The 22,363-nt window shown below is 40.2% G+C and carries 23 protein-coding genes and 2 tRNA genes; 14 read left to right on the forward strand and 11 right to left on the reverse strand.

Annotation, left to right across the window (positions count from 1 at the left end; all coding sequences use genetic code 11):
• Positions 1 to 183: 183 nt before the first annotated feature.
• Positions 184 to 1,722 (forward strand): carbon-nitrogen hydrolase family protein, encoded by a 1,539-nt coding sequence (locus tag DXB58_RS13560; protein ID WP_074558559.1) that lies wholly within the window; start codon positions 184 to 186, stop codon positions 1,720 to 1,722.
• A gap of 96 nt (positions 1,723 to 1,818) precedes the next feature.
• Here the strand turns inward: DXB58_RS13560 and DXB58_RS13565 are convergent, their stop codons facing one another.
• Positions 1,819 to 2,868, reverse strand: a complete 1,050-nt coding sequence (locus DXB58_RS13565; RefSeq protein ID WP_074638299.1) for a DUF2776 domain-containing protein — start codon at positions 2,866 to 2,868, stop codon at positions 1,819 to 1,821.
• 209 nt (positions 2,869 to 3,077) lie between these two features.
• Here DXB58_RS13565 and ileS point away from each other — a divergent pair, with 209 nt between their 5' ends.
• The 5 genes from ileS (at position 3,078) to DXB58_RS13590 (ending at position 9,195) form a co-directional block, all read left to right on the forward strand.
• Complete coding sequence (gene ileS, locus DXB58_RS13570; protein WP_122137096.1) at positions 3,078 to 6,566, forward strand: isoleucine--tRNA ligase; 3,489 nt, start codon at positions 3,078 to 3,080, stop codon at positions 6,564 to 6,566.
• Positions 6,567 to 6,602: 36 nt separating this feature from the next.
• Positions 6,603 to 6,983, forward strand: a complete 381-nt coding sequence (locus DXB58_RS13575) for a TraR/DksA C4-type zinc finger protein (RefSeq protein WP_099147030.1) — start codon at positions 6,603 to 6,605, stop codon at positions 6,981 to 6,983.
• Positions 6,984 to 7,080: 97 nt separating this feature from the next.
• Positions 7,081 to 7,737, forward strand: coding sequence for a lipoprotein signal peptidase (locus DXB58_RS13580; RefSeq protein WP_122137097.1), 657 nt, complete (start codon positions 7,081 to 7,083; stop codon positions 7,735 to 7,737).
• A complete protein-coding gene (locus DXB58_RS13585; protein WP_122137098.1) occupies positions 7,727 to 8,803 on the forward strand; it encodes a DUF4296 domain-containing protein in 1,077 nt (358 codons plus the stop codon). The genes DXB58_RS13580 and DXB58_RS13585 overlap by 11 nt, the downstream gene beginning before the upstream one ends.
• 5 nt (positions 8,804 to 8,808) lie before the next feature.
• Complete coding sequence (locus DXB58_RS13590; protein ID WP_122137099.1) at positions 8,809 to 9,195, forward strand: hypothetical protein; 387 nt, start codon at positions 8,809 to 8,811, stop codon at positions 9,193 to 9,195.
• Here DXB58_RS13590 and DXB58_RS13595 read toward each other — a convergent pair.
• Complete coding sequence (locus DXB58_RS13595; protein WP_117937901.1) at positions 9,146 to 9,910, reverse strand: RNA methyltransferase; 765 nt, start codon at positions 9,908 to 9,910, stop codon at positions 9,146 to 9,148. The two genes, DXB58_RS13590 and DXB58_RS13595, sit on opposite strands and share 50 nt — an antisense overlap.
• A 142-nt stretch (positions 9,911 to 10,052) precedes the next feature.
• Between DXB58_RS13595 and DXB58_RS13600 the strand changes: the two genes are divergently transcribed.
• Positions 10,053 to 12,362, forward strand: a complete 2,310-nt coding sequence (locus DXB58_RS13600) for a BamA/TamA family outer membrane protein (RefSeq protein ID WP_008998266.1) — start codon at positions 10,053 to 10,055, stop codon at positions 12,360 to 12,362.
• On the opposite strand, the gene DXB58_RS13605 is transcribed toward DXB58_RS13600, so the two are convergent.
• The 4 genes from DXB58_RS13605 to DXB58_RS13620 form a co-directional block, all read right to left on the reverse strand.
• Positions 12,316 to 12,768, reverse strand: a complete 453-nt coding sequence (locus DXB58_RS13605; protein WP_008647912.1) for a hypothetical protein — start codon at positions 12,766 to 12,768, stop codon at positions 12,316 to 12,318. The genes DXB58_RS13600 and DXB58_RS13605 overlap by 47 nt on opposite strands.
• Positions 12,769 to 12,861: 93 nt before the next feature.
• The gene (locus DXB58_RS13610) at positions 12,862 to 13,413 is read right to left on the reverse strand and encodes a DUF3332 domain-containing protein (RefSeq protein WP_004295891.1); all 552 of its coding nucleotides are present in this window, start codon (positions 13,411 to 13,413) and stop codon (positions 12,862 to 12,864) included.
• Between the two features lie 93 nt (positions 13,414 to 13,506).
• Positions 13,507 to 13,956: a DoxX family protein gene (locus DXB58_RS13615; protein WP_122137100.1), complete on the reverse strand. Its 450-nt coding sequence runs from the start codon at positions 13,954 to 13,956 to the stop codon at positions 13,507 to 13,509.
• A gap of 90 nt (positions 13,957 to 14,046) precedes the next feature.
• On the reverse strand, positions 14,047 to 14,481 hold the full coding sequence (locus DXB58_RS13620; protein WP_008998265.1) for a copper resistance protein NlpE: 435 nt from the start codon (positions 14,479 to 14,481) through the stop codon (positions 14,047 to 14,049).
• A gap of 144 nt (positions 14,482 to 14,625) precedes the next feature.
• Here DXB58_RS13620 and DXB58_RS13625 point away from each other — a divergent pair, with 144 nt between their 5' ends.
• A complete protein-coding gene (locus DXB58_RS13625; protein ID WP_004295894.1) occupies positions 14,626 to 14,874 on the forward strand; it encodes a hypothetical protein in 249 nt (82 codons plus the stop codon).
• 110 nt (positions 14,875 to 14,984) lie between these two features.
• Here the strand turns inward: DXB58_RS13625 and DXB58_RS13630 are convergent, their stop codons facing one another.
• Positions 14,985 to 15,407: a BT0820 family HAD-type phosphatase gene (locus DXB58_RS13630; protein ID WP_117937911.1), complete on the reverse strand. Its 423-nt coding sequence runs from the start codon at positions 15,405 to 15,407 to the stop codon at positions 14,985 to 14,987.
• A gap of 96 nt (positions 15,408 to 15,503) precedes the next feature.
• On the opposite strand from DXB58_RS13630, the gene DXB58_RS13635 reads away from it, so the two are divergent.
• The 5 genes from DXB58_RS13635 to DXB58_RS13655 all read left to right on the forward strand — a co-directional run bounded on the left by DXB58_RS13635 (position 15,504) and on the right by DXB58_RS13655 (position 19,509).
• Positions 15,504 to 16,892, forward strand: a complete 1,389-nt coding sequence (locus DXB58_RS13635) for a peptide MFS transporter (protein ID WP_004295896.1) — start codon at positions 15,504 to 15,506, stop codon at positions 16,890 to 16,892.
• An 82-nt stretch (positions 16,893 to 16,974) separates the two neighbouring features.
• Positions 16,975 to 17,778, forward strand: a complete 804-nt coding sequence (locus DXB58_RS13640) for an MBL fold metallo-hydrolase (RefSeq protein WP_004295897.1) — start codon at positions 16,975 to 16,977, stop codon at positions 17,776 to 17,778.
• 89 nt (positions 17,779 to 17,867) lie between these two features.
• Positions 17,868 to 17,940, forward strand: a tRNA-Lys gene (locus DXB58_RS13645).
• A gap of 32 nt (positions 17,941 to 17,972) precedes the next feature.
• Positions 17,973 to 18,045: transfer RNA gene (locus tag DXB58_RS13650), tRNA-Lys, on the forward strand.
• A gap of 243 nt (positions 18,046 to 18,288) precedes the next feature.
• Positions 18,289 to 19,509, forward strand: a complete 1,221-nt coding sequence (locus DXB58_RS13655; protein ID WP_122137101.1) for a site-specific integrase — start codon at positions 18,289 to 18,291, stop codon at positions 19,507 to 19,509.
• A gap of 49 nt (positions 19,510 to 19,558) precedes the next feature.
• Here the strand turns inward: DXB58_RS13655 and DXB58_RS13660 are convergent, their stop codons facing one another.
• Together DXB58_RS13660 and DXB58_RS13665 are read right to left on the reverse strand one after the other, a co-directional pair.
• Positions 19,559 to 19,849, reverse strand: coding sequence for a helix-turn-helix domain-containing protein (locus tag DXB58_RS13660; protein WP_122137102.1), 291 nt, complete (start codon positions 19,847 to 19,849; stop codon positions 19,559 to 19,561).
• Between the two features lie 6 nt (positions 19,850 to 19,855).
• Positions 19,856 to 20,140, reverse strand: coding sequence for a helix-turn-helix domain-containing protein (locus DXB58_RS13665; protein ID WP_122137103.1), 285 nt, complete (start codon positions 20,138 to 20,140; stop codon positions 19,856 to 19,858).
• Between the two features lie 344 nt (positions 20,141 to 20,484).
• Here DXB58_RS13665 and DXB58_RS13670 point away from each other — a divergent pair, with 344 nt between their 5' ends.
• Positions 20,485 to 20,775, forward strand: coding sequence for a helix-turn-helix domain-containing protein (locus tag DXB58_RS13670; protein WP_122137104.1), 291 nt, complete (start codon positions 20,485 to 20,487; stop codon positions 20,773 to 20,775).
• A 90-nt stretch (positions 20,776 to 20,865) separates the two neighbouring features.
• Here the strand turns inward: DXB58_RS13670 and DXB58_RS13675 are convergent, their stop codons facing one another.
• Together DXB58_RS13675 and DXB58_RS13680 are read right to left on the reverse strand one after the other, a co-directional pair.
• On the reverse strand, positions 20,866 to 21,657 hold the full coding sequence (locus DXB58_RS13675) for a PRTRC system ThiF family protein (protein ID WP_122137225.1): 792 nt from the start codon (positions 21,655 to 21,657) through the stop codon (positions 20,866 to 20,868).
• Positions 21,654 to 22,355, reverse strand: a complete 702-nt coding sequence (locus tag DXB58_RS13680; protein WP_122137105.1) for a prokaryotic E2 ligase family D protein — start codon at positions 22,353 to 22,355, stop codon at positions 21,654 to 21,656. Before DXB58_RS13680 ends, DXB58_RS13675 begins: the two co-directional genes overlap by 4 nt.
• Positions 22,356 to 22,363 lie beyond the last annotated feature (8 nt).

The raw sequence follows: 22,363 nt of genomic DNA on the forward strand, positions 1-22,363 counted from the left end.
AAAAGACTAATGACTAAAAAGGGATCATTAGCCTTTTTATTTTAATATACTATATAGAATCGCGGAGACGCTTACAAAAAGAGTGCATAAAATAGATAGTATTGTTAATTATTTCTTGGTTTGAAAACACAATTAAAGGAATAGCTATACCTTTACACTATCTTTTATAAAACACGTATTGTTATGGAACAACATCCGATAAAAATTAATAAAGTGCAGATACGCAATCTGCAAATAGAAGATTATGTACAGTTATCCCAGTCGTTTACCCGCGTCTATTCTGATGGTAGCGATGTGTTTTGGACTCGTGAGCAGATCCAGAAGTTAATTAAAATTTTTCCGGAAGGTCAGATCGTTACAGTAGTCGATGATAAAATAGTTGGTTGTGCTCTTTCCATCATTGTTGATTATGATAAAGTAAAGAACGACCATACGTATGCACAAGTGACAGGTAAGGAAACATTCAATACACATAATCCCGAAGGAAATATCTTGTATGGCATTGAAGTGTTCATTCATCCGGGTTATCGCGGTTTGCGCCTGGCACGTCGTATGTATGAATATCGTAAGGAACTATGCGAAACATTGAACCTGAAAGCTATCATGTTTGGCGGACGTATCCCGAATTATCATAAATATGCTGACAAAATGCGTCCGAAAGAATATATCGAACGAGTGCGTCAACGCGAGATTTATGATCCGGTATTAACTTTTCAGCTATCGAATGATTTTCACGTGCGAAAGGTGATGACCAATTATCTGCCGAATGACGAAGAATCGAAACATTATGCCTGTTTGCTTCAATGGGATAATATCTATTATCAACCACCTACGCAAGAATATATCAGTCCTAAAACTACGGTTCGTGTAGGATTAGTGCAATGGCAGATGCGTAGCTATAAAACGTTGGACGACTTGTTCGAACAAGTAGAATTCTTCGTGGACGCAGTATCCGATTATAAAAGCGATTTTGTTCTTTTCCCGGAATATTTCAATGCTCCTTTGATGTCGAAGTATAATGATAAAGGAGAATCACAGGCTATTCGCGGATTGGCAAAGTATACCGATGAGATTCGGGAACGGTTTATGAATCTGGCTATTAGCTATAATATTAACATTATAACAGGAAGTATGCCATACGTAAAAGAGGATGGGCTACTTTATAATGTCGGTTTCCTTTGCCGACGGGATGGAACCTACGAAATGTACGAGAAATTACACGTTACCCCCGATGAAATAAAAAGCTGGGGACTGAACGGTGGCAAACTTCTGAACACTTTTGATACGGATTGTGCAAAGATCGGAGTTTTAATCTGTTATGATGTGGAATTTCCCGAACTTTCCCGCCTGATGGCAGATCAGGGAATGCAGATATTATTTGTTCCTTTCCTGACAGATACCCAGAATGCCTACTCCCGTGTTCGTGTTTGTGCACAGGCGCGTGCTATTGAGAATGAATGTTTTGTAGTCATTGCCGGAAGTGTCGGAAACCTTCCCCGTGTGCACAATATGGATATTCAATATGCTCAATCGGGTGTGTTTACCCCATGCGATTTTGCTTTTCCAACGGACGGAAAGAGGGCAGAAGCAACTCCTAACACAGAAATGATTTTGGTATCGGATGTTGATCTGGATTTGCTGAACGAATTGCATACGTATGGTAGTGTACGTAACTTGAAAGACCGCAGGAATGACCTGTATGAGGTTAGATTCAAAAAATAAAAGAGTGACGCTATGCTGTCAAGATAGCGTCACTATGTGCCTTGGATAGCGTCACTATCCGGGGCATATAGTGACGCCCTTTTTATAGAATATTTTTTATTTGGAAGACGTGCCGCTCTCCAATATACTAACGATAGAAAACAGCGTAAAGCATATCGCTCCGAGTCCTGATAAAACACGTGCCGGAATGAAGTAATCTGCATTTACAGTGGCAAGCTCGAATACAAAAGCCGCCAAAAACAGACAAGCCAATGCAGTCAATACCGGAATTAAAGGAATACGATTGGCGAGTTTGAACTCATGTCGCCAGATTTTAGCCAAAAGAATGACTTTACTGGAAATACTGTAACAGACTAAACCTAGTCCAAGCATGATATATCCGGTAGTACCGTTGGCGCTGCCTGAATCGGCTAAGATTATAAAAAATCCCCAGATAAAAGAAATGGAGCCCATCAATAAAACGAGCTTGGGCCATTGTGAACGTTCTTTTTCCGAATATACATTGCGTATCTGACGGGCTATGGTAGCTACCAATGCAATCAGACTGGTACAAATGCAGGCAAGCCCTGCCATTACATGACCAGCTACAAAATAAGCCGGATGCACATGGCTGTTAGCCAATAAAACAAATGCCCATATCCATGCGATAAGAGAAATGAGAATGACAATGATTTCCAATGCCCGTTCCTGACCTAAAGAAAATGCGCCTTCAGGAACTTCATTGCCCGTGCCTCTGGAATTTCCCGGAATCAAAGAAAAACGGGTAGAGGAGGTGGCAGCAGTGGCTACACAACCTGTAATAAAACCTACACCGGTTATTACATGGCCTGCCACAAAAGCTGAAGTACCGTCGGCATTACTGAAAACACAGATACCTCCGATTATAGTCACTATAGCTGCCAGATAACCGAGTATCGGTAAACCGTACTTCGCAGCTTGATTATATGTATGTATGATTTGCCGGATAATAGTGGCAGCCGTGCAGAACAGCGCAATGCATATCATACCTAATGAGAATATCACAGGGCCCGCTACAACACGACCGCCGGCATCTCCATAACCATAAATGAACGCTCCGTATCCGAAGCAAAAAATAGCCATCACCAAAGGGATTGCCCTGAATAAAATACTAATTCCATAATTCATAAGTTAAGTGTTTTTAGGTTTCCCACTAAAACAAGGAGATACCTGTTTTGTTTAGGCCGTAGGCGGTTTATAATCGTTAACTTCACACGAATCCGATTAAAAGTCTTAGCTTTTTGCTCAACTAAACAAATGTTTTTGTAAATTTGCACCCTTAAAAATGGGGATACCCCTCAAATTGTAAATTGTAAATAGTAAAATCGTAGACAGCTATGGGTAAGAGATTTACTGAATATTCGCAGTTTGACCTTTCGCAGGTAAACAAAGATGTGCTGAAGAAATGGGACGAGAACCAGGTTTTCGCCAAGAGTATGACAGAACGTGATGGCTGTCCTTCGTTCGTGTTTTTCGAAGGACCTCCCTCGGCTAATGGTATGCCGGGTATTCACCATGTAATGGCTCGTACCATTAAGGACATTTTCTGCCGCTACAAAACGATGAAGGGTTATCAGGTGAAGCGTAAAGCCGGATGGGATACGCACGGACTGCCTGTGGAACTAAGTGTAGAAAAAGCATTAGGTATCACAAAAGAAGATATTGGTAAGAAAATCTCTGTTGCCGACTACAATGCGGCTTGCCGGAAGGACGTGATGAAATATACCAAGGAGTGGGAAGACCTGACTCATCAGATGGGATACTGGGTGGACATGAAGCATCCTTATATCACGTATGATAATCGTTATATTGAAACACTGTGGTGGCTATTGAAGCAACTGCATAAAAAAGGTTTATTATATAAAGGATATACGATACAACCGTATTCACCGGCTGCAGGAACAGGATTGAGCTCTCACGAGTTGAATCAACCGGGCTGTTATCGCGATGTAAAAGATACAACGGCCGTTGCCCAATTTAAAATGAAGAATCCTAAACCGGAAATGACGGAATGGGGAACTCCTTATTTTCTGGCTTGGACAACTACTCCGTGGACATTGCCTTCAAATACGGCGCTCTGCGTAGGACCGAAAATTGATTATGTGGCTGTGCAGTCTTATAATGCTTATACCGGAGAACCTATAACGGTGGTTCTGGCAAAGGCTTTATTGAATGCGCACTTTAATGCAAAAGCTGCTGATTTGAAGCTGGAAGATTATAAGCCGGGTGACAAGCTCGTTCCATATAAGGTGATTGCCGAATATAAAGGTCCGGATCTTGTCGGTATGGAATATGAGCAGTTGATCCCTTGGGTGAAACCGGTTGAAGTAGCGGAAGATGGTAGCTGGAAGGCTAGTGATAAGGCTTTCCGTGTGATATTGGGAGATTATGTAACTACAGAAGATGGTACAGGTATCGTTCACATTGCACCTACCTTTGGTGCGGACGATGCGAATGTGGCACGTGCTGCAGGAATCCCGTCACTGTTCATGATTAATAAGAAAGGTGAAACTCGTCCGATGGTAGACCTGACAGGTAAATTCTATCTATTGGATGAATTGGATGAAACCTTTGTAAAAGAATGTGTTGATGTAGATAAATACAAAGAATATCAGGGTGCTTGGGTGAAAAACGCCTACAATCCTGAATTCATGGTAGATGGTAAGTTTGATGAGAAAGCTGCACAGGCAGCCGAATCTTTGGATATCGCTCTTGCTATGATGATGAAAGCAAACAATCAGGCTTTCAAGATAGAGAAGCATGTCCATAACTACCCGCATTGCTGGCGTACAGACAAACCGGTACTTTATTATCCGTTGGATAGCTGGTTTATCCGTTCTACCGCTTGCAAGGAACGAATGATGGAATTGAATAAGACCATCAACTGGAAACCGGAATCTACCGGAACCGGCCGTTTCGGTAAGTGGCTGGAAAATCTGAATGACTGGAACCTTAGCCGTTCCCGTTATTGGGGTACTCCATTGCCTATCTGGCGTACGGAAGATAATACGGATGAGATATGCATCGAATCTGTAGAAGAACTTTATAATGAAATCGAGAAATCGGTAGCAGCCGGATTTATGAAATCCAATCCATACAAGGATAAAGGTTTCGTGCCGGGCCAATATTCGGAAGAAAATTATGATAAAATAGATCTTCACCGTCCTTATGTAGACGACATCATATTGGTATCAAAAGATGGCCAACCGATGAAGCGTGAATCAGACTTGATTGATGTATGGTTCGATTCGGGTGCTATGCCTTATGCGCAGATACATTATCCGTTCGAAAATAAAGAACTGTTGGATAGCCGTCAGGTATATCCGGCTGACTTTATCGCAGAAGGGGTAGACCAGACACGTGGTTGGTTCTTTACCTTGCATGCTATCGCTACGATGGTATTTGACAGTGTGTCATACAAGGCTGTTATTTCTAACGGTCTGGTGCTCGATAAGAACGGCAACAAGATGTCTAAACGTCTGAATAACGCTGTCGATCCGTTTACTACGATTGAGAAGTATGGTTCCGACCCGTTGCGTTGGTACATGATAACCAACTCTTCTCCGTGGGATAACCTGAAATTCGACGTTGAAGGAGTGGAAGAAGTGCGTCGTAAATTCTTCGGCACTTTATATAATACGTATTCATTCTTTGCACTTTATGCAAATGTAGACGGATTTGAATATAAAGAAGCGGATGTGCCGATGGCAGAACGTCCGGAAATCGACCGTTGGATCTTGTCTGTATTGAATACATTGATAAAGGAGGTAGATACTTGCTATAATGAATATGAGCCGACAAAGGCAGGACGTTTGATTTCTGATTTTGTGAATGATAATTTGTCCAACTGGTATGTCCGCCTGAATCGTAAACGTTTCTGGGGTGGTGAATTTACACAGGATAAATTGTCTGCTTATCAGACATTGTATACTTGTCTCGAAACAGTTGCCAAATTGATGGCTCCTATATCTCCGTTCTATGCAGACCGCTTGTATACGGACTTGATTACAGCAACAGGACGCGACAGTGTCGTTTCTGTCCACCTTGCCGAATTCCCGAAATATCAGGAAGAAATGATAGACAAGGAATTGGAAGCCCGCATGCAAATGGCACAGGATGTTACATCTATGGTGTTGGCATTGCGTCGTAAGGTGAATATCAAGGTACGCCAACCACTGCAGTGTATCATGGTTCCGGTAGTAGATGAAGAGCAGAAAGCTCATATCGAAGCTGTGAAGAACCTGATTATGAACGAAGTGAACGTGAAAGAAGTCAGATTCGTTGATGGTGCGGCCGGTGTATTGGTGAAGAAAGTGAAATGTGACTTTAAGAAACTGGGTCCGAAGTTCGGCAAGCAAATGAAAGCGGTAGCCGCCGCGGTTGCAGAAATGTCACAGGAAGCAATCGGTGAATTGGAGAAGAACGGAAAGTATACATTAAATCTGGATGGTGCGGAAGCTGTTATCGAAGCATCAGACGTCGAGATCTTTAGTGAGGATATTCCGGGATGGTTGGTTGCCAACGAAGGTAAACTGACTGTAGCACTTGAAGTTACTGTTACCGAGGAATTGCGTCGTGAGGGTATTGCCCGTGAATTGGTGAACCGTATTCAGAATATACGTAAGTCAAGCGGCTTCGAGATTACAGACAAAATAAAAATAACAATCTCGAAAAATACGCAAACAGATGATGCGGTAAATGAATATAATACTTATATTTGTAACCAGGTTTTAGGCACATCTCTGGAACTTGTAGATGAAGTGAAAGACGGAACAATGCTGGAGTTTGATGACTTCTCACTGTTTGTAAACGTGATAAAAGACTAATACTATATTGATTAACCTTTTTAAAATTGTAAAATTATGGCAGAAAAGACTAGATATTCGGATGCGGAACTCGAGGAATTCCGTGCCATTATTATGGAGAAACTGGAATTGGCACAACGTGACTATGAACAGTTGAAAAAAAGTTTGATGGGACTGGACGGTAATGATACCGACGATACATCTCCTACGTATAAAGTATTGGAAGAAGGAGCTAACACGCTCTCCAAGGAAGAAACAACCCGCCTGGCACAACGTCAGCTGAAGTTTATCCAAGGATTACAAGCTGCTTTGGTACGTATTGAGAACAAAACGTACGGCATTTGCCGTGAAACCGGAAAATTGATTCCGGTAGAGCGTCTGCGTGCTGTTCCTCATGCTACATTAAGTATTGAAGCAAAGAACAGTGGTAAAAAATAACAGATAGCAAGTAGGCTACAGGTAACGAGCTACAAGTAGCTGCGCAAAGTTTACGCACGGCACTTGTAGCTCGTTATGTTTAATTTATAATAAACACATGAAGAAACTATTCACGAAGGGGAGAATTGCCCTTCTCGTTATCTTTTCCGTATTGATTATTGACCAGATCATCAAAATCTGGATTAAAACTCACATGTACTGGCATGAAAGTATACGTGTGACAGATTGGTTTTATATCTATTTCACCGAAAATAACGGAATGGCTTTCGGTATGGAGATTTTCGGCAAGCTGTTCCTGACAACATTCCGCATTGTTGCAGTGGCATTGATAGGATGGTATCTTTATAAAATAATAAAGAAAGGGTTCAAAACAGGCTACATTGTCTGTGTGGCTCTTATTCTGACCGGTGCTTTAGGAAATATCATAGACAGTGTGTTCTATGGAGTTTTCTTCAATGAAAGCACTCATTCGCAGATTGCCAGTTTTATGCCCGAAGGCGGTGGATATTCTACCTGGTTTTATGGAAAAGTGGTGGATATGTTTTATTTTCCGATTATAGATACAAACTGGCCTGCATGGATGCCGTTTGTGGGCGGAGAGCATTTTATATTCTTTAGTCCGATCTTTAATTTTGCAGATGCCGCTATCAGTTGTGGTATCATTGCCCTGTTACTTTTTTATAGTAAATATTTGAATGAGTCATATCATTCGCTGGATAAAGATAAAAAGGAAGCTACGGATCATGAAAAGTAAATTTCGGTTTCATCTGTGTCTCATCTGCATGTTCGCTTTTGCAGTAGCCGGGTGTAAAGTGAAAAGGCCCAGTGATGTAATCTCGGAATCGAAGATGGAGAATTTGCTGTATGATTATCATGTGGCAAAGTCTATGGGAGATAATTTGCCTTATAGTGAGAACTATAAGAAGGCATTGTATATCGACGCCGTTTTTAAGAAATACGGGACTACGCAGGCTGCATTTGACTCATCCATGGTTTGGTATACACGTAACACAGAGATTTTATCGAAAATTTATGATAAGGTGAAGAAGCGTTTGAAAGACGAACAGGAACTTGTGGGTGACCTGATAGCCAAACGTGATAAGAAACCGAAAATGACTAAGCAGGGTGACAGTATTGATGTCTGGCCGTGGCAGCGTATGATTCGTTTGACCGGTGAAATGATGAATAATCAATATGTATTTACTTTGCCGACCGACTCTAACTACAAAGACCGCGATACGCTGGTGTGGGAAGTACGCTATCGATTCCTCGAACCGATGCTTGCCGACTCTTTAAGAGGCGTTACGATGGCCATGCAGGTGATTTATGAGAAAGATACGATCAATCATTGGAAAACGGTGACTGAACCGGGTGTGCAACAGATTCGTTTGTTTGCAGATACATTAGGTCCAATGAAAGAGATAAAAGGCTTCATTTATTATCCGGCAGATAGTCTGGAAAAGGGAGGAGCATTACTGGCTGACCGTTTCATGATGACTCGTTATCATTGTACGGACACAGTTTCGTTTGCTGTCCGCGATTCTTTGAACAAGATAAAAGCTTTGAAGGCGGATTCTTTGAAGAAGATATCTGCAAAAGAAAATGCCGACTCTTTGCATAAAATCATAGACAAGGAGAAAGATGATATGCAACGTCTGACACCGGAAGAAATGAACCGTCGTCGTACGGGAACTCATCGCGAGAAGAAACCGGAACAGATTGAAGTGGAACAACATATCCAGAAGGAAAGAATGGAGCAAAGAAAGGAACGTCAGATGAATCAACGCAGGCAGCAACAACAAAGACGCCAAAATCGCTGATCGTAATGAAACGTTTTGCTTCTCATTATTTGCTGATACCTGCTGTAGGATTTATGAAGCAGCAGGTGGTGGAGATCACCGGTGAGGGAATTGTTCGAGATGTATTTCCACTGACTGAAGAGATTGAATCGGTCGAATGGATGCCGGGAGTGATTGCACTGCTTTCTGAAAATCAAATGGAAGAAATAAAAAACACTGGGATGATTTTTAAAAACATCCCAGTGTTTTCATCCAATCTTCCCAATGTTCCGAATCAATCTTCCCAATGTTTGATGGAGTATCTGCATGAAGCGGAAAGGAAGGGGGAAGCCCTATTTCCTTATTTATTTTATCCTTTTGATTTTACTTCCATGCAGCCTGTCGACGGAACTCGGCACAGATTACTGCGGTAGCGATGGCTACATTAAGAGACTCGGATGTCTCTTGACCTTCCGGATAATTGGGAATATATAATTTTCTGTTAATCAATGCAGCGACTTCTTTTCCTATACCATTTCCTTCATTTCCCATCACTATCAGGCCATTGGCAGACAATGGTTGCTCATACATATTTTTTCCGTCCAGGAAAGTTCCGAATATAGGAGTGTCTCCGAGTGAACGGATAAAATCGGGGAGGGAAGTATAATGCACTTTCACCCGGGCAATTCCTCCCATTGTGGCTTGTATGGTTTTAGGGTTATATACGTCTACCGTATTCTGTGAGCAGATAATATGCTCGATGCCAAACCAATCGGCCAAGCGGATAATAGTACCGAGGTTTCCGGGATCTTGCACATCATCCAATGCAAGGCAAAGTGATTGGTGCACGACTTCCGGATTCAACGTATAGGATGGCTGTTCGAAAATGGCAAGTACCTGTTGGGGAGTTTTCAATAAACTGGCCCGTGAAAGATCTTCCTGTGAAACTTCTACCAGTTCACTTGCATCTATATCGGGATGTTCCTGAAGCCAGGAAGAAGTGGCTGCTAAAAAACGACAAGGAAAATGTCCGAGTAAATCACCTACCAATTTAGGACCTTCAGCCAGAAATACTCCTTCTTCTTTGCGTATTTTCTTCAGTTCCAGCGAGTGGATATACTTTATTTTGTTTTTACTTAGTGATGCCATAAATTTGATATTCTTTTGCAAAGCTATAAAGATATTTCCAATCTATCCTTACTTTCCTCTCTTTTTCTTAATTTATTTTTCCCGTCGGAAAATATAATTTATCTTTGTAAGCGCATTTTTTATGCTATCGATGTAAAACCGTATGAGGAGAAATTTTCTTTATTTACTTGCTTCTGCTGCTGTCTTGTCACTTGCTTCGTGTACTACCACTAAGTTTGTGCCGGATGGTTCTTATTTGCTGGATGAAGTTAAAATTCGTACGGACCAGAAAAACATACGGCCTTCTTCCTTACGTATGTATGTTCGTCAAAATCCTAATGCCAAGTGGTTCAGCCTGATAAAGACTCAACTTTATGTCTACAATCTGTCGGGACGTGATTCAACCAAATGGGGAAACAAATTTTTAAGAAGGATAGGGGATGCTCCTGTAATATATAGCGAGGACGAAGCGAAACGCTCTGAAGAGGAGATCACTAAGGCTGTGCATAATATGGGATATATGGCGGCAACTGTGAAGCGTTCGACTAAAATAAAAAAGAAAAAGATTAAGCTGTATTATGATGTAACGGCCGGCAAACCCTACGTTGTTCAATCTATCAAATATGATATTTATGATCCTAAAATAGCCTCTCTTCTCAAACAGGATTCTGCCAGAAGCTTGTTGAAGGAAGGAATGTATTTGGATGTGAATGTATTGGATGCGGACAGACAACGTATCACGAATAAGTTGCTTCGGAATGGCTATTATAAATTTAATAAGGATTATATCGGATATACGGCCGATACGGTTCGTAATACTTATAATGTAGATCTGACTCAACATTTGCAGATGTATAAAGCGCATGCGAGTGATTCGGCAAGGGCACATCAGCAATATTGGATCAATAAGATTAATTTTATTACAGATTATGACGTTTTGCAGTCTTCTGCCTTGAGTAGTGTGGATATTAATGATTCGGTTCATTATAAGGGATATCCGATTTACTATAAGGATAAGCTCTATTTACGTCCTAAAGTGCTTACGGATAACCTCCGGTTTGCTTCCGGTGATTTGTTTAATGAGCGTGATGTGCAACAAACTTATTCCAGCTTCGGGCGTTTGTCTGCATTGAAATATACAAATATCCGTTTTATCGAGACTCAAGTTGGAGATTCAACCATGCTCGATTGTTACGTGATGTTGACTAAGAGCAAACATAAATCGGTATCTTTCGAGGTAGAGGGAACCAATTCTGCCGGTGACTTGGGAGCGGCAGCTTCCGTATCTTTCCAGAATAGGAATCTCTTTCGCGGATCGGAAACGTTTATGATAAAATTCCGTGGAGCGTATGAGGTTATTTCCGGGCTTCAGGCAGGCTATTCAAATAATAACTATACGGAGTATGGGGTGGAAACGAGTATCAACTTTCCTAATTTCCTGTTCCCATTCATTTCCTCTGATTTTAAACGGAAAATCAGGGCTACAACAGAGTTTGGTTTACAGTATAATTATCAGTTGCGACCGGAGTTCTTGCGTACGATGGCTTCTGCTAACTGGAGTTACAAGTGGACACAGCGTCAGAAGATACAACACCGCATTGATTTGATAAATATTGCTTTCCTTTATTTGCCCCGTATCTCTGAAAGGTTTAAAGAAGACTATATAAATAAAGGACAGAACCATATATTCCAGTATAATTATCAGGATCGACTGATTATAAATATGGGATATAGCTATAATTATAATAGCGTGGGAGGATCGATTATCAATAATACGATTGCTTCTAATTCATACTCCATCCGTTTTAATTTCGAATCGGCGGGAAATGTAATGTATGCTCTGTCAAAGGCTGCAAACATTCGGAAGAACAGTAATGGTGAATACGCTATTCTGGGAATTCCTTATGCTCAATATCTGAAAGGGGAGTTTGATTTTGCTAAGAATATCAGAATCGATTATCGTAACTCTTTTGCGTTTCATGCCGGTGTGGGAATAGCTGTACCTTATGGAAATGCGAAGACTATTCCGTTTGAGAAACAATATTTCTCCGGTGGAGCCAATAGTGTCCGCGGATGGAGTGTTCGCGATTTGGGACCGGGCTCTTTTGCAGGAAATGGGAATTTGCTCGATCAATCCGGAGATATTAAACTGGATGCCAGTATTGAATACCGAAGCAAGTTATTCTGGAAGTTTCAGGGGGCGGTATTTATTGATGCTGGTAATATCTGGACCATCCGGAGTTATGCCAATCAACCGGGAGGAGTTTTCAAGTTTGATAAGTTTTATAAGCAAATAGCAGTGGCCTACGGATTAGGTCTCCGCCTGGATTTGGATTTCTTTATTCTGCGTTTTGATGGAGGTATGAAAGCTGTCAATCCTGCCTATGAAACGAGGAAAGAGCATTTCCCCATCATTCATCCTAAATTCAGTCGTGACTTTGCTTTCCATTTTGCTGTGGGATATCCTTTCTAATCAGCCATTTATTATTTACTCTTACTAACTCGAGCGTATCTTGCAGGGAACTTACGTATTCCATTTTTCCTCCGATAGGATGAATGACGAATGCATTTTTGATTTGGCAGACAACCGACGCTTCTTCTAAATTAGCATCTATCTCACTTGAAATAACAGAAACTTTTGCAGCGCCTCGTGTTTTGAGTTGCTCCAGATGGGTTTGACCGACATTGGATGCCAAGAAACTAAGATAAGATTGGGAAGAAGGCGTGCTCCATTCTTTGGCGACCGGATAATTGAAATTATAAAAGGCTTCGCAGAAATCAATGGCTGTCTGTTCTATTTGAGTTTGAGGAGTTTGTTGCTGACAAGATAGACAGGTGAAGATTAGAACAGAATAGATAAGTGTATGTAGTTTATTCATAGTACAAAAGATTCTTGATAGAAGAAGATAAGGTTGAAAAAGGAGATGAAACTCCTATATGATGTTTCATCTCCTTCGTATTTGTTTTCATTTTTAGCGGGCGGCAAACATAAAATTGCTCATTGTAGCCTGGCGTGCTGCCAGCATGCCTTGAGCATCCAGCGTTACATTCATCTTTTCGCCATTTGGCAAGAACAAATCAGCAGTGCCATCATTGTTCATTTTTACTAATTCAGCGCTTTCACCGTTTGCAACGACATTCCATGTGTTGGCTTCTTTGTTGTAGATCAAGTCCATTGAAGCAGTTTCGCCCTCTTTAGTAATGGAATATCCATTCTCAAGAGTTTTCACCATGTAGTTGCCGTTTTCTCCTTTTACTTTCTTTACGTCACCTACATTAGCCATCGGATTGGAGCCACTCCAGAATTCGATTGAGTTGATAACTAAAGCATCAGCCAGGTAAGCTACACCATAAACCGGAACAATGTTGAAAGCAAGGAATACGAGTTCGTTTACAAACTTGTTTCCAACTGATTGATTCCAGGAAGACAGGCGGTTGAATAAACCAAATGATCCTACACAAGAACTGAATAATAAGCTACCACTAAGTACTACTGCGACTAAAGTCAGTTTCCCTCTTTTCATGTTAAAATGTTTTTGATTAATAAAAAATATTGATAATTTCTCTCTTATGTGTATGCAAATATAATATTTTTTAATTAATCGGGGCTATTATTTCTAATTTTTGTATGCTCTTGACTTCCGCCGTGACAATTCGTTTCCTATGATATGGTCTATTGAAAATTTACCGGGACCGGCAATATACATTAATATAAATACAACTAAATAGGTGAAAGCTAGCTCTTTAACTGCAAATACGTCATTTGCATGAACTACAAAGAAGGCTACTATCATTGTGAAAATCATCGGGATCATTGCTAAACGATACAGGAATCCGATGATAAATGCCATCGAACATACAAGTTCGCCAAAAATTGCTAATCCGAGAGATAGGGGACTTCCTATTCCAAGCGGATCAGGAAATACTGCTGACATCTCCTGGAAGTTACTCCATTTCTGGATACCGTGGTTCATTAATAATATACCGAAGATGATCCGGACAGCCAATAGCAACAAAGATACTTTCGTTGTATTCGATTTTGTGGGAAATAAAAAACTATAAATCATAAGTTGTTCTATTTTTAAGTTTATATCTATTTATATAAACATAAAAAATCTTGATTTTGTTCTCTATTGATAGCAAAATTTGTTTAGACCTTATTCTTTATTTAAAACATAATGGTCTGCAAGTTCTCCGGTTATTTCTTGTTTATCCATTGTTAGTTTGCGTAAATGATTTTCTCCTACTTTATAATAAGAAAGTTCTCCGCCTTCTTCTTTAAGAGTCAACAGGTTGTCTTTTAAAGTATATGTACCTTTTTCGTCAAATGAGCTGTCTCTATCGATATATACGGAATGGAGGCTGAATGTTTTGTCCGGATTTAATGTCAGGGTTGTTTCAATGCCCGGACAATCGGCAGCGGGGAAAACTCCTTTATAAGTTCCTTCGTAATCAAGTGAATTTTCCGCATTATGGATATCAGTTACTTCGATTGAGGTACTGTCTGCACCGGCACTCTTGTTTGTTTTCGCGCTATTGTTGCATGCTGCCAAAAGAGCACATGAACATACTAAAATGAAAATTTTCTTCATAATTATTGCTTCTATTAGTTAGTCTAATTGAGTATATTGGACGTAAAGGTATAAATTTAAAATGGAATCTTTATAGTAAAAAGAAACGAACAACTTTATTTATGAATAAATAAACTTTGTATCTTTGCGGAAAATTCTAAAGATATGGCACAACATACTTATGACAATGAAGCTGTTCAGGAATTATTGAACTGGGCAAAAAAGATGATTGAGACAAAGAATTATCCAACAGAAAGATATCAGGTCAATAAATGTACTACCATTATTGATGGTAAATCGTATTTGGAATCTTTGATTGCAATGATTTCCAGAAACTGGGAGAATCCGACTTTTCATCCTACTATTGAGCAATTATGGGAGTTTAGGGAAAAGTGGGAAAATAAAGAAGCGTAGTAAATTGTGATTCAATGTTGAATGTAAATCATTTATGAATATAGAAATGCACTCTAATCATGCCAGATAAGAGTGCATTTTTATTTATTAGTTTGAGATTTATCAGCTTCTTAGAAAGGCAGCCATCTTTTCTTCTTTTTCAGGGATGTTTTTTCTTCTTCTCCGCTTTGGCTATAGATATCTGCAAACGTCTTTTTCTCTTTAATCATTTCGTAAATGACTCCCCAGTCTGGTAAACCACCCAGATTTCGATCGTCAATGAACATGTCGGCTTTCAACTTTCGAGAGAATCCCTGATGGCCTTTCTGCTCTTCAGGATAATCCTTATTAACGGCATAAAATTCTAAACCTCTGGCTTTACACCATTCGACAGCTTCGTCCAGAAGTGCTCCTTCACGCACACTCCACAGTATTAAACGATGCTTTTCTTGTTGCAATAACTTCAATGTGTCAACAGCGAATGGAATCTCTTCACCAATGCGTGGATAACGATGTTCTACAATCGTTCCGTCAAAATCAACAGCTATAATCATAGTTTTTAATTACCTAATTTGGAACAAAGATACGGACAGTAAGCCAAAAAAACGTATCTTTGTCTCAAATTAACATTTTAATAAAAATATAAATACATGAACAATTCCCCTCAGCGTGCTGCTAAAGGCTTTACGAGAGCATTTTGGGTCAGCAACACAGTCGAACTGTTTGAGCGTATGGCATATTATGCCGTTTTTATCGTTCTCACTATTTATCTATCTTCCATTTTAGGTTTTAATGATTTCGAAGCAAGTATGATTTCCGGGCTTTTTTCCGGTGGATTGTATCTGCTTCCTATTTTTTCCGGTGCTTATGCTGACAAGATCGGTTTCCGGAAATCAATGATTATAGCATTTTCCTTATTATCCATCGGATATTTAGGGTTGGGTGTACTGCCCACTTTACTGGAAGCTGCCGGTTTGGTTAGTTATGGTGCCACTACTCAATTTAATGGTTTGCCTGATAGCTATACCCGGTGGATCATCGTGCCGGTTTTGTTTGTGCTTATGGTGGGAGGTTCTTTCATTAAGTCCATTATCTCCGCTTCTGTGGCTAAAGAAACAACGGAAGCAACCCGTGCCCGTGGTTATTCCATATTTTATATGATGGTAAATGTGGGTGCTTTTACCGGTAAAACGATTATCGATCCTTTGCGTAATGTTATTGGTGAACAAGCGTATATCTATATTAATTATTTCTCCGGTGCGATGACAATAGTTGCTTTACTTGCTGTTATTCTTCTTTATAAATCGACGCATACGGCAGGTGAAGGAAAAAGTCTCCATGAGATTGGACAGGGATTTATGCGAATCATCACAAACTGGCGTTTATTGATTCTTATTTTGATTGTTACTGGTTTCTGGATGGTGCAGCAGCAGCTTTATGCCACTATGCCTAAATATGTGATTCGTATGGCTGGCGAGACGGCAAAACCGGGTTGGATTGCCAATGTGAATCCGTTTGTGGTGGTTTGCTGCGTTAGTTTTATCACCCGTTTGATGGCCAAACGCAGTGCGATTACTTCGATGAATGTGGGAATGTTTTTGATTCCTATTTCGGCATTACTGATGGCATGTGGAAATTTGTTGGGTAATGATCTTATTACAGGTATGAGTAATATTACTCTGATGATGATTGCGGGTATAGTTGTACAGGCGCTTGCCGAATGTTTCATTTCACCGCGTTATCTGGAATATTTCTCTTTACAGGCTCCTAAAGGAGAAGAAGGAATGTATTTAGGATTCAGTCATTTGCATTCATTCCTTTCTTCCATTTTCGGTTTTGGTCTGGCGGGGATTCTGCTCACTAAATATTGTCCGGATCCGGCTTTGTTCGAGACGCGGGAAGCATGGGAGGCAGCTAGCGGAAATGCCCATTATATATGGTATTACTTTGCTGCTATAGGCCTGATTGCCGCTGTAGCGCTACTATTATTTGCAAAAATCACCGAATCCATCGACAAAAAGAAGGAGGCTTCTCGGTAATTCTCTGCTTTTTTATGTATATTTGCCGTCACTTTGCTGTAAAAGTTGACGGCATTTTGCATTTTAATAAAGAGGATAAAACATGAAAGTAAAATTTATAAGCCTGGCGAGTGGCAGTAGTGGGAACTGTTATTATCTGGGCACTGAAACCTATGGGATACTGATAGATGCCGGAATCGGCATACGTACTATCAAAAAATCACTGAAAGATTATAATATCTTGATGGATAGTATTCGTGCGGTATTTATAACGCACGATCATGCTGACCATATTAAAGCAGTGGGTAATCTGGGAGAAAAAATGAATATTCCTGTTTATACAACCGCACGTATTCATGCTGGAATCAATCGTAGCTATTGTATGACGGAGAAACTTAGCTCGTCAGTTCGTTATCTGGAAAAGCAAGAGCCTATGACGCTGGAAGATTTTCACATCGAATCTTTTGAAGTGCCACACGATGGAACGGACAATGTGGGGTATTGCATTGAAATTGATGGCAAAGTCTTTTCTTTCTTAACCGACCTTGGAGAGATTACTCCTACAGCTGCTCATTATATCAGTAAAGCCCATTATCTGATACTTGAAGCCAACTACGATGAGGAAATGCTCAAAATGGGGCCTTATCCTCAATATCTGAAAGAACGGATTGCAAGTAAAACCGGCCACATGAGTAACTCTGATACTGCAGAGTTTCTGGCGGAAAATATTACTGAACATTTGCGATATATCTGGTTATGCCATTTAAGTAAAGACAATAATCACCCGGAGCTGGCTTATAAAACGGTGGAATGGAAATTAAAGAACAAAGGTGTTATTGTAGGCAAAGATGTGCAACTACTTGCTTTAAAGCGAAATACGCCTTCCGAGCTTTATGTGTTCGAATAAAGACGAAAAAAAGATAGTAAAAAAGCTGCATGATTGTTTGGTCAAATAAAATAAAAGACCTACTTTTGCAACCGCAAACGAGGAATTAAGCACTCTTAGCTCAGTTGGTAGAGCAACTGACTCTTAATCAGTGGGTCCAGGGTTCGAATCCCTGAGGGTGTACAAATTCAACGTTGCAATAAAAATAAAATGTTGCACTCTTAGCTCAGCTGGTAGAGCAATTGACTCTTAATCAATGGGTCCAGGGTTCGAGTCCCTGAGGGTGTACAAGCCGAAAAGGAAGAACTAAGAAAAGCTCTGAAAATCAATGGTTTTCAGAGCTTTTTCAATTTTAAGACTCCTGCAAAATATAGCGTTTTATAGATATAAGAATGGGCTTATCCGTGGGACTTTTTTTAAGTCCGAAAAAAGCCCACGAATTGCATCATACTTCATTGTTTTTCAATTATTTGCATCGCTTCATTTTTGAGTTTACACATGTATATTTGTAACATCTAAATTGATGCGTTTATGACAAAGATCCAAAGAGAAACAATGAGTATTTTGTTCTTCATTAAAAGAGCTAAATTACTTAGGAATGGAGAAGCTCCTATTTGCGTGCGAGTAACTGTAAACAAGCAGGCGGTGGAAATTAGAATCAAACGGAGTGTTTCTATCGACAGATGGTGCCAAGCTAAAGGATGCGCCAAAGGAAAAGACAGGGAATCAAAAGAGTTGAATAGTTTCTTGGATGCTGTGCGTTTGAAAATACTTCAAATTCATCGTGACATAGAATTAGAAGCCCAATCTCCCGTTTCGGCTACAGCTATCCTAGAACGTTATTATGGTAAAGACAAAAAGATGTTGCTTGAAGTATTTAAGGAACATAATGACAAATGTCGCGCTTTGATCGGAAAAGAATATGTTGAAGGAACAATTCGTAAGTTTGATACATCCCTTTTGTATATGAAGCAATACTTGTTGGCACAATACCGCAAAGAGGATATGCCCCTGCAAGAGATTGATCAGGAATTTGTCCGCAATTTTGAGTTCTTCCTTAAAACTGAAAAACTCTGCCAAAACAATTCTGCCCTGAAACATATTAAAAACTTCCGAAAAGTGATCCGGATTGCTATTGGTAATGAATGGATAAAGAAAGATCCGTTTTATGGATTGCACTTCAAAGAGAAGGAAGTGAATGTAGGCTTTCTCTCTGCTGAAGAGTTGAATGTAATCCGTTCTAAAGAATTCGGAATCCCTCGTCTTGAGTTAGTCCGGGATATATTCGTCTTTTGTTGCCTGACCGGTTTGGCTTTTGTGGATGTTTCACAGCTTACTGCTGATCATTTGGTGAAAGATGCACAAGGTAAATTATGGATTCGCAAGCCGAGGCAAAAGACTAAAGAAATGTGCAATATTCCTTTGCTAAGTGCTGCTAAAGAGATTTTGGATAAATATAAAGAATACGCTTCTTCAAATGGAAAACGATTATTGTTGCCGGTATTAAGCAATCAGAAGACAAATGCCTACTTGAAAGAAATTGCTGATATCTGTTACATAAATAAACGCTTGACCACACATGTGGCCAGACATACTGCGGCTACAATTGTATTTCTAGCGAATGATGTTTCTATGGAAAATGTGGCAAAGATTCTCGGCCATGCAAACATGAATATGACAAGGCATTACGCTAAAGTTTTGGATCAATCCATAATGAAGGATATGGTGAATGTAGAAAAGAGTTTTGCCTAACTCCAACAGTTCTGGAGGCTATATCTCAAAGAAATATAGCCTCCAATTACTAAAATGCTTCTACCCGATTCTTTAAGAGCAACTGTTCAATATCTGATTCTCTATAAAGAATCTTTCCTCCTATCTGATAGAAAGGCAATTTACCGATATTACGATACTCCTGTAAAGTCCTTTTAGTTAACTTTAGATACTGGGATAATTCGGTATCGGTCAAGAAACGCTGTCCATCCAATATGGGCTTGTAGTTTGCCATAAGCAGTTCAATGGATTGGGATAATTGATCTACTTCTTTAAGAAACTGAATGACCTGCTCGTTTTCACATGTGATTATCAAGCTCATATAATACTAAATTAATGGTTTATTCATCGCCTCCAGTAATGCCAGAATATCTTTTTTATTATAGTATATCCTTCTCTCAATCTGTGAATAAGTTATTTTCCTGCTATTACGCAATGATTGCAAAGTACGCGGTGATATATTAAGAATGGAACATACATCCTGATTGTCCATCCATTCACTTAAACCTTTGTCTTGCTGCAAATTGTACAATCGCTGTATTTTCTGATTAAGGGAAGTAAATGCATATTGCATCTTCTCATATGTTTTTAACTCAATACTCAAAATTTCCATAGGCTTTCGTTTTTTTGTTTGATACAAAGATAAAGCGGATAAATATCTGTAACCAACTCTCTGTCAGTAGATGTCGTGAAATGTCATCAGGTGTCAATCCTTAAAGATTGAGGTGTAAACCTTCTTGTCAACTGTAAAGCGACTTTACACCTTTAAAGTTTACACTTGATGATGAGGAATTTATTTATCCAATTTTTATCTAACACATAATCAATTAATTGCAGCATATTGGTAATTTTCGTGAGCTGCTTGGCACACCATTTTCACTATCTATATCATATACTCTTGTAGTGCGCACAGGAAGGGTATCAAAATAATCACCTTTAAAAATAGGAGAATATACTATGTATATAGATAATGAGATACTCGAAAAAATGATTCTCACCATCGTGGAAGGCTTTGACCGCATTGAAAAGAAACTGGATCGTATAAACCGTTTGAAGGATTGTTTGGAAGGCGATACTTTATTGGACAACTGTGATCTTGCTAATCTGCTTGGCGTAACGCAACGTACCATTGCCCGCTATCGGGAGAAAGGTTTGATTCGCTATTACCATATAGATGAGAATGGAAAGAACTTTTATCGTAGTTCGGAGATACAGGAGTTCTTGCAACAGAGAGGTAAAAATAAATAAGGTATAAGAGGAAATAGTGAACCAAAGAAGAGAAACCATGCAGGATATATCAACGGGATATTTCTGCATGGTTTTGCATGATATAGATCATTATACCGGAATCGGATTCACCCGCAACGTATTCAGATTGACATAAGCTCCTCTATACGCAAGCCTCCCTTCCTTGAACATCTTCCACAGAATATCGCATCCCACTTGTGCAAGCATGGAATTGATAAACAAATCCTGTTTCCTCAACGCTTCCGCCAGCGAACAACTCGGACCGGAATCTTTTTCCTTTATTGTGGAATAGCTCACCTCCTCGGTGATTACATTCATCTTTGGTATTGGAATATGTTTGTCGGAAGTAGGCTGACGGATTTTGTTGCGAATTGTCCCGACCAGCACCTGTCCGGTATTTTGCGTATTGCCGAAATCCATCCAGTAAAGAGGAGTCTTTTCATTGTTGATACTTATTTCCCGATGGTTTTTGAGGAATCGCCACAGAGCCAAACGGGACCGGACATTGTCCGTGCAGGTGATAATGATGTTAGCCAGCATGGGACTCTCTTTGTTCCGGCTTCTCCCCAACGGATAGTGGCAGCATTCAGCCCCCCATGTATAACCGAAGAACCGGTTGATACGGGTGACGAGAGCCATTGCCTTGTTTTCTCCAAGCTCCGATTCACTGAACAGTTGCCTTCCGATATTCGCTTCCGTGACAATGTCAGGATCGAATACGGTGACGTGCAACCCCGGATGTCCGATTGCCTGCAATGCCATGTTCATGCGTGCCAGGTTGGTGATGACCTGTGATCCTGTGCCTCCCGCACCGATAACGAATATCGTCACCGGATGTTGGGGGGAAAGCAGGTAAGGTTCCGTATAATGTATCTTGTTCATTGCAGTATCTCCTTTAAGCATTTATTAATAGGTTTGAGTTCCTCTGTATTGAACGGATAATTGCGCGCGTTTTCCGTTACACTGACCAGATTACTGTGAGTGGGATTACCTCTGTTACCCAAGTGCGAGAATTCGCTGAGCCAGAAACGTTTTTCCCAGTACTCTGTCAGTGAGACAAAATCGGGATCTGCCGGTTTTTCCAGTGAGGAATTTCCCAAACAGACACTGGCACCACTTACATTGAAATAAGGGGCATAGTAGAGTTTGGTAGAGTCTTTCGGCTTTTCCCCTATAAAGGCAAAGACATCCAAAAGGCCGCTACGGACGAGGTAGATAATTCCGGGCATACTGAATACTCCATCGGGAATGCCGAGGGACTTTCTAAAATACATCTGCCGCTTCTGTGGCGGATTGTACCAGATATATTTCTCCCGACCTTTTCTGGTGTCGCACCAAATCATATTGGATGGCATACGTCCATGAGGAATCCCGCTCATTTCCTCGGTATAGGACTCAAGCAGGGTATTCATGAATTGATAGGTAACGGGAATGCCTGCACCCATCCGCCCTTCTTTATTGATGGGACGGAGTTCAAGGTAATTCTCCGATCCGGAGTAGTTGTTCTGTTTGTACTCGTAGGCTATCAAAGCAGCTCTGGGTATCATGATCTGCTGGATATCTTTTGTCAGTTCATTCATATTCAGGT

This window comes from Bacteroides sp. OM05-10AA (assembly GCF_003439055.1).
Classification (GTDB): domain Bacteria; phylum Bacteroidota; class Bacteroidia; order Bacteroidales; family Bacteroidaceae; genus Bacteroides; species Bacteroides intestinigallinarum.

Bases quoted from the DNA above. Each gene is read 5' to 3' on its own strand.
- DXB58_RS13670 (WP_122137104.1), top strand. From the start codon at position 20,485: ATGTATATAGATAATGAGATACTCGAAAAAATGATTCTCACCATCGTG.
- DXB58_RS13575 (WP_099147030.1), top strand. From the start codon at position 6,603: ATGGCAGAAAAGACTAGATATTCGGATGCGGAACTCGAGGAATTCCGT.
- DXB58_RS13675 (WP_122137225.1), bottom strand. From the start codon at position 21,657: ATGAACAAGATACATTATACGGAACCTTACCTGCTTTCCCCCCAACAT.
- DXB58_RS13660 (WP_122137102.1), bottom strand. From the start codon at position 19,849: ATGAGCTTGATAATCACATGTGAAAACGAGCAGGTCATTCAGTTTCTT.
- DXB58_RS13590 (WP_122137099.1), top strand. From the start codon at position 8,809: ATGAAACGTTTTGCTTCTCATTATTTGCTGATACCTGCTGTAGGATTT.
- DXB58_RS13585 (WP_122137098.1), top strand. From the start codon at position 7,727: ATGAAAAGTAAATTTCGGTTTCATCTGTGTCTCATCTGCATGTTCGCT.
- ileS (WP_122137096.1), top strand. From the start codon at position 3,078: ATGGGTAAGAGATTTACTGAATATTCGCAGTTTGACCTTTCGCAGGTA.
- DXB58_RS13580 (WP_122137097.1), top strand. From the start codon at position 7,081: ATGAAGAAACTATTCACGAAGGGGAGAATTGCCCTTCTCGTTATCTTT.
- DXB58_RS13625 (WP_004295894.1), top strand. From the start codon at position 14,626: ATGGCACAACATACTTATGACAATGAAGCTGTTCAGGAATTATTGAAC.
- DXB58_RS13630 (WP_117937911.1), bottom strand. From the start codon at position 15,407: ATGATTATAGCTGTTGATTTTGACGGAACGATTGTAGAACATCGTTAT.
- DXB58_RS13620 (WP_008998265.1), bottom strand. From the start codon at position 14,481: ATGAAGAAAATTTTCATTTTAGTATGTTCATGTGCTCTTTTGGCAGCA.
- DXB58_RS13565 (WP_074638299.1), bottom strand. From the start codon at position 2,868: ATGAATTATGGAATTAGTATTTTATTCAGGGCAATCCCTTTGGTGATG.
- DXB58_RS13595 (WP_117937901.1), bottom strand. From the start codon at position 9,910: ATGGCATCACTAAGTAAAAACAAAATAAAGTATATCCACTCGCTGGAA.
- DXB58_RS13655 (WP_122137101.1), top strand. From the start codon at position 18,289: ATGACAAAGATCCAAAGAGAAACAATGAGTATTTTGTTCTTCATTAAA.
- DXB58_RS13635 (WP_004295896.1), top strand. From the start codon at position 15,504: ATGAACAATTCCCCTCAGCGTGCTGCTAAAGGCTTTACGAGAGCATTT.
- DXB58_RS13665 (WP_122137103.1), bottom strand. From the start codon at position 20,140: ATGGAAATTTTGAGTATTGAGTTAAAAACATATGAGAAGATGCAATAT.
- DXB58_RS13605 (WP_008647912.1), bottom strand. From the start codon at position 12,768: ATGAATAAACTACATACACTTATCTATTCTGTTCTAATCTTCACCTGT.
- DXB58_RS13600 (WP_008998266.1), top strand. From the start codon at position 10,053: ATGAGGAGAAATTTTCTTTATTTACTTGCTTCTGCTGCTGTCTTGTCA.
- DXB58_RS13680 (WP_122137105.1), bottom strand. From the start codon at position 22,355: ATGAATGAACTGACAAAAGATATCCAGCAGATCATGATACCCAGAGCT.
- DXB58_RS13560 (WP_074558559.1), top strand. From the start codon at position 184: ATGGAACAACATCCGATAAAAATTAATAAAGTGCAGATACGCAATCTG.
- DXB58_RS13610 (WP_004295891.1), bottom strand. From the start codon at position 13,413: ATGAAAAGAGGGAAACTGACTTTAGTCGCAGTAGTACTTAGTGGTAGC.
- DXB58_RS13640 (WP_004295897.1), top strand. From the start codon at position 16,975: ATGAAAGTAAAATTTATAAGCCTGGCGAGTGGCAGTAGTGGGAACTGT.
- DXB58_RS13615 (WP_122137100.1), bottom strand. From the start codon at position 13,956: ATGATTTATAGTTTTTTATTTCCCACAAAATCGAATACAACGAAAGTA.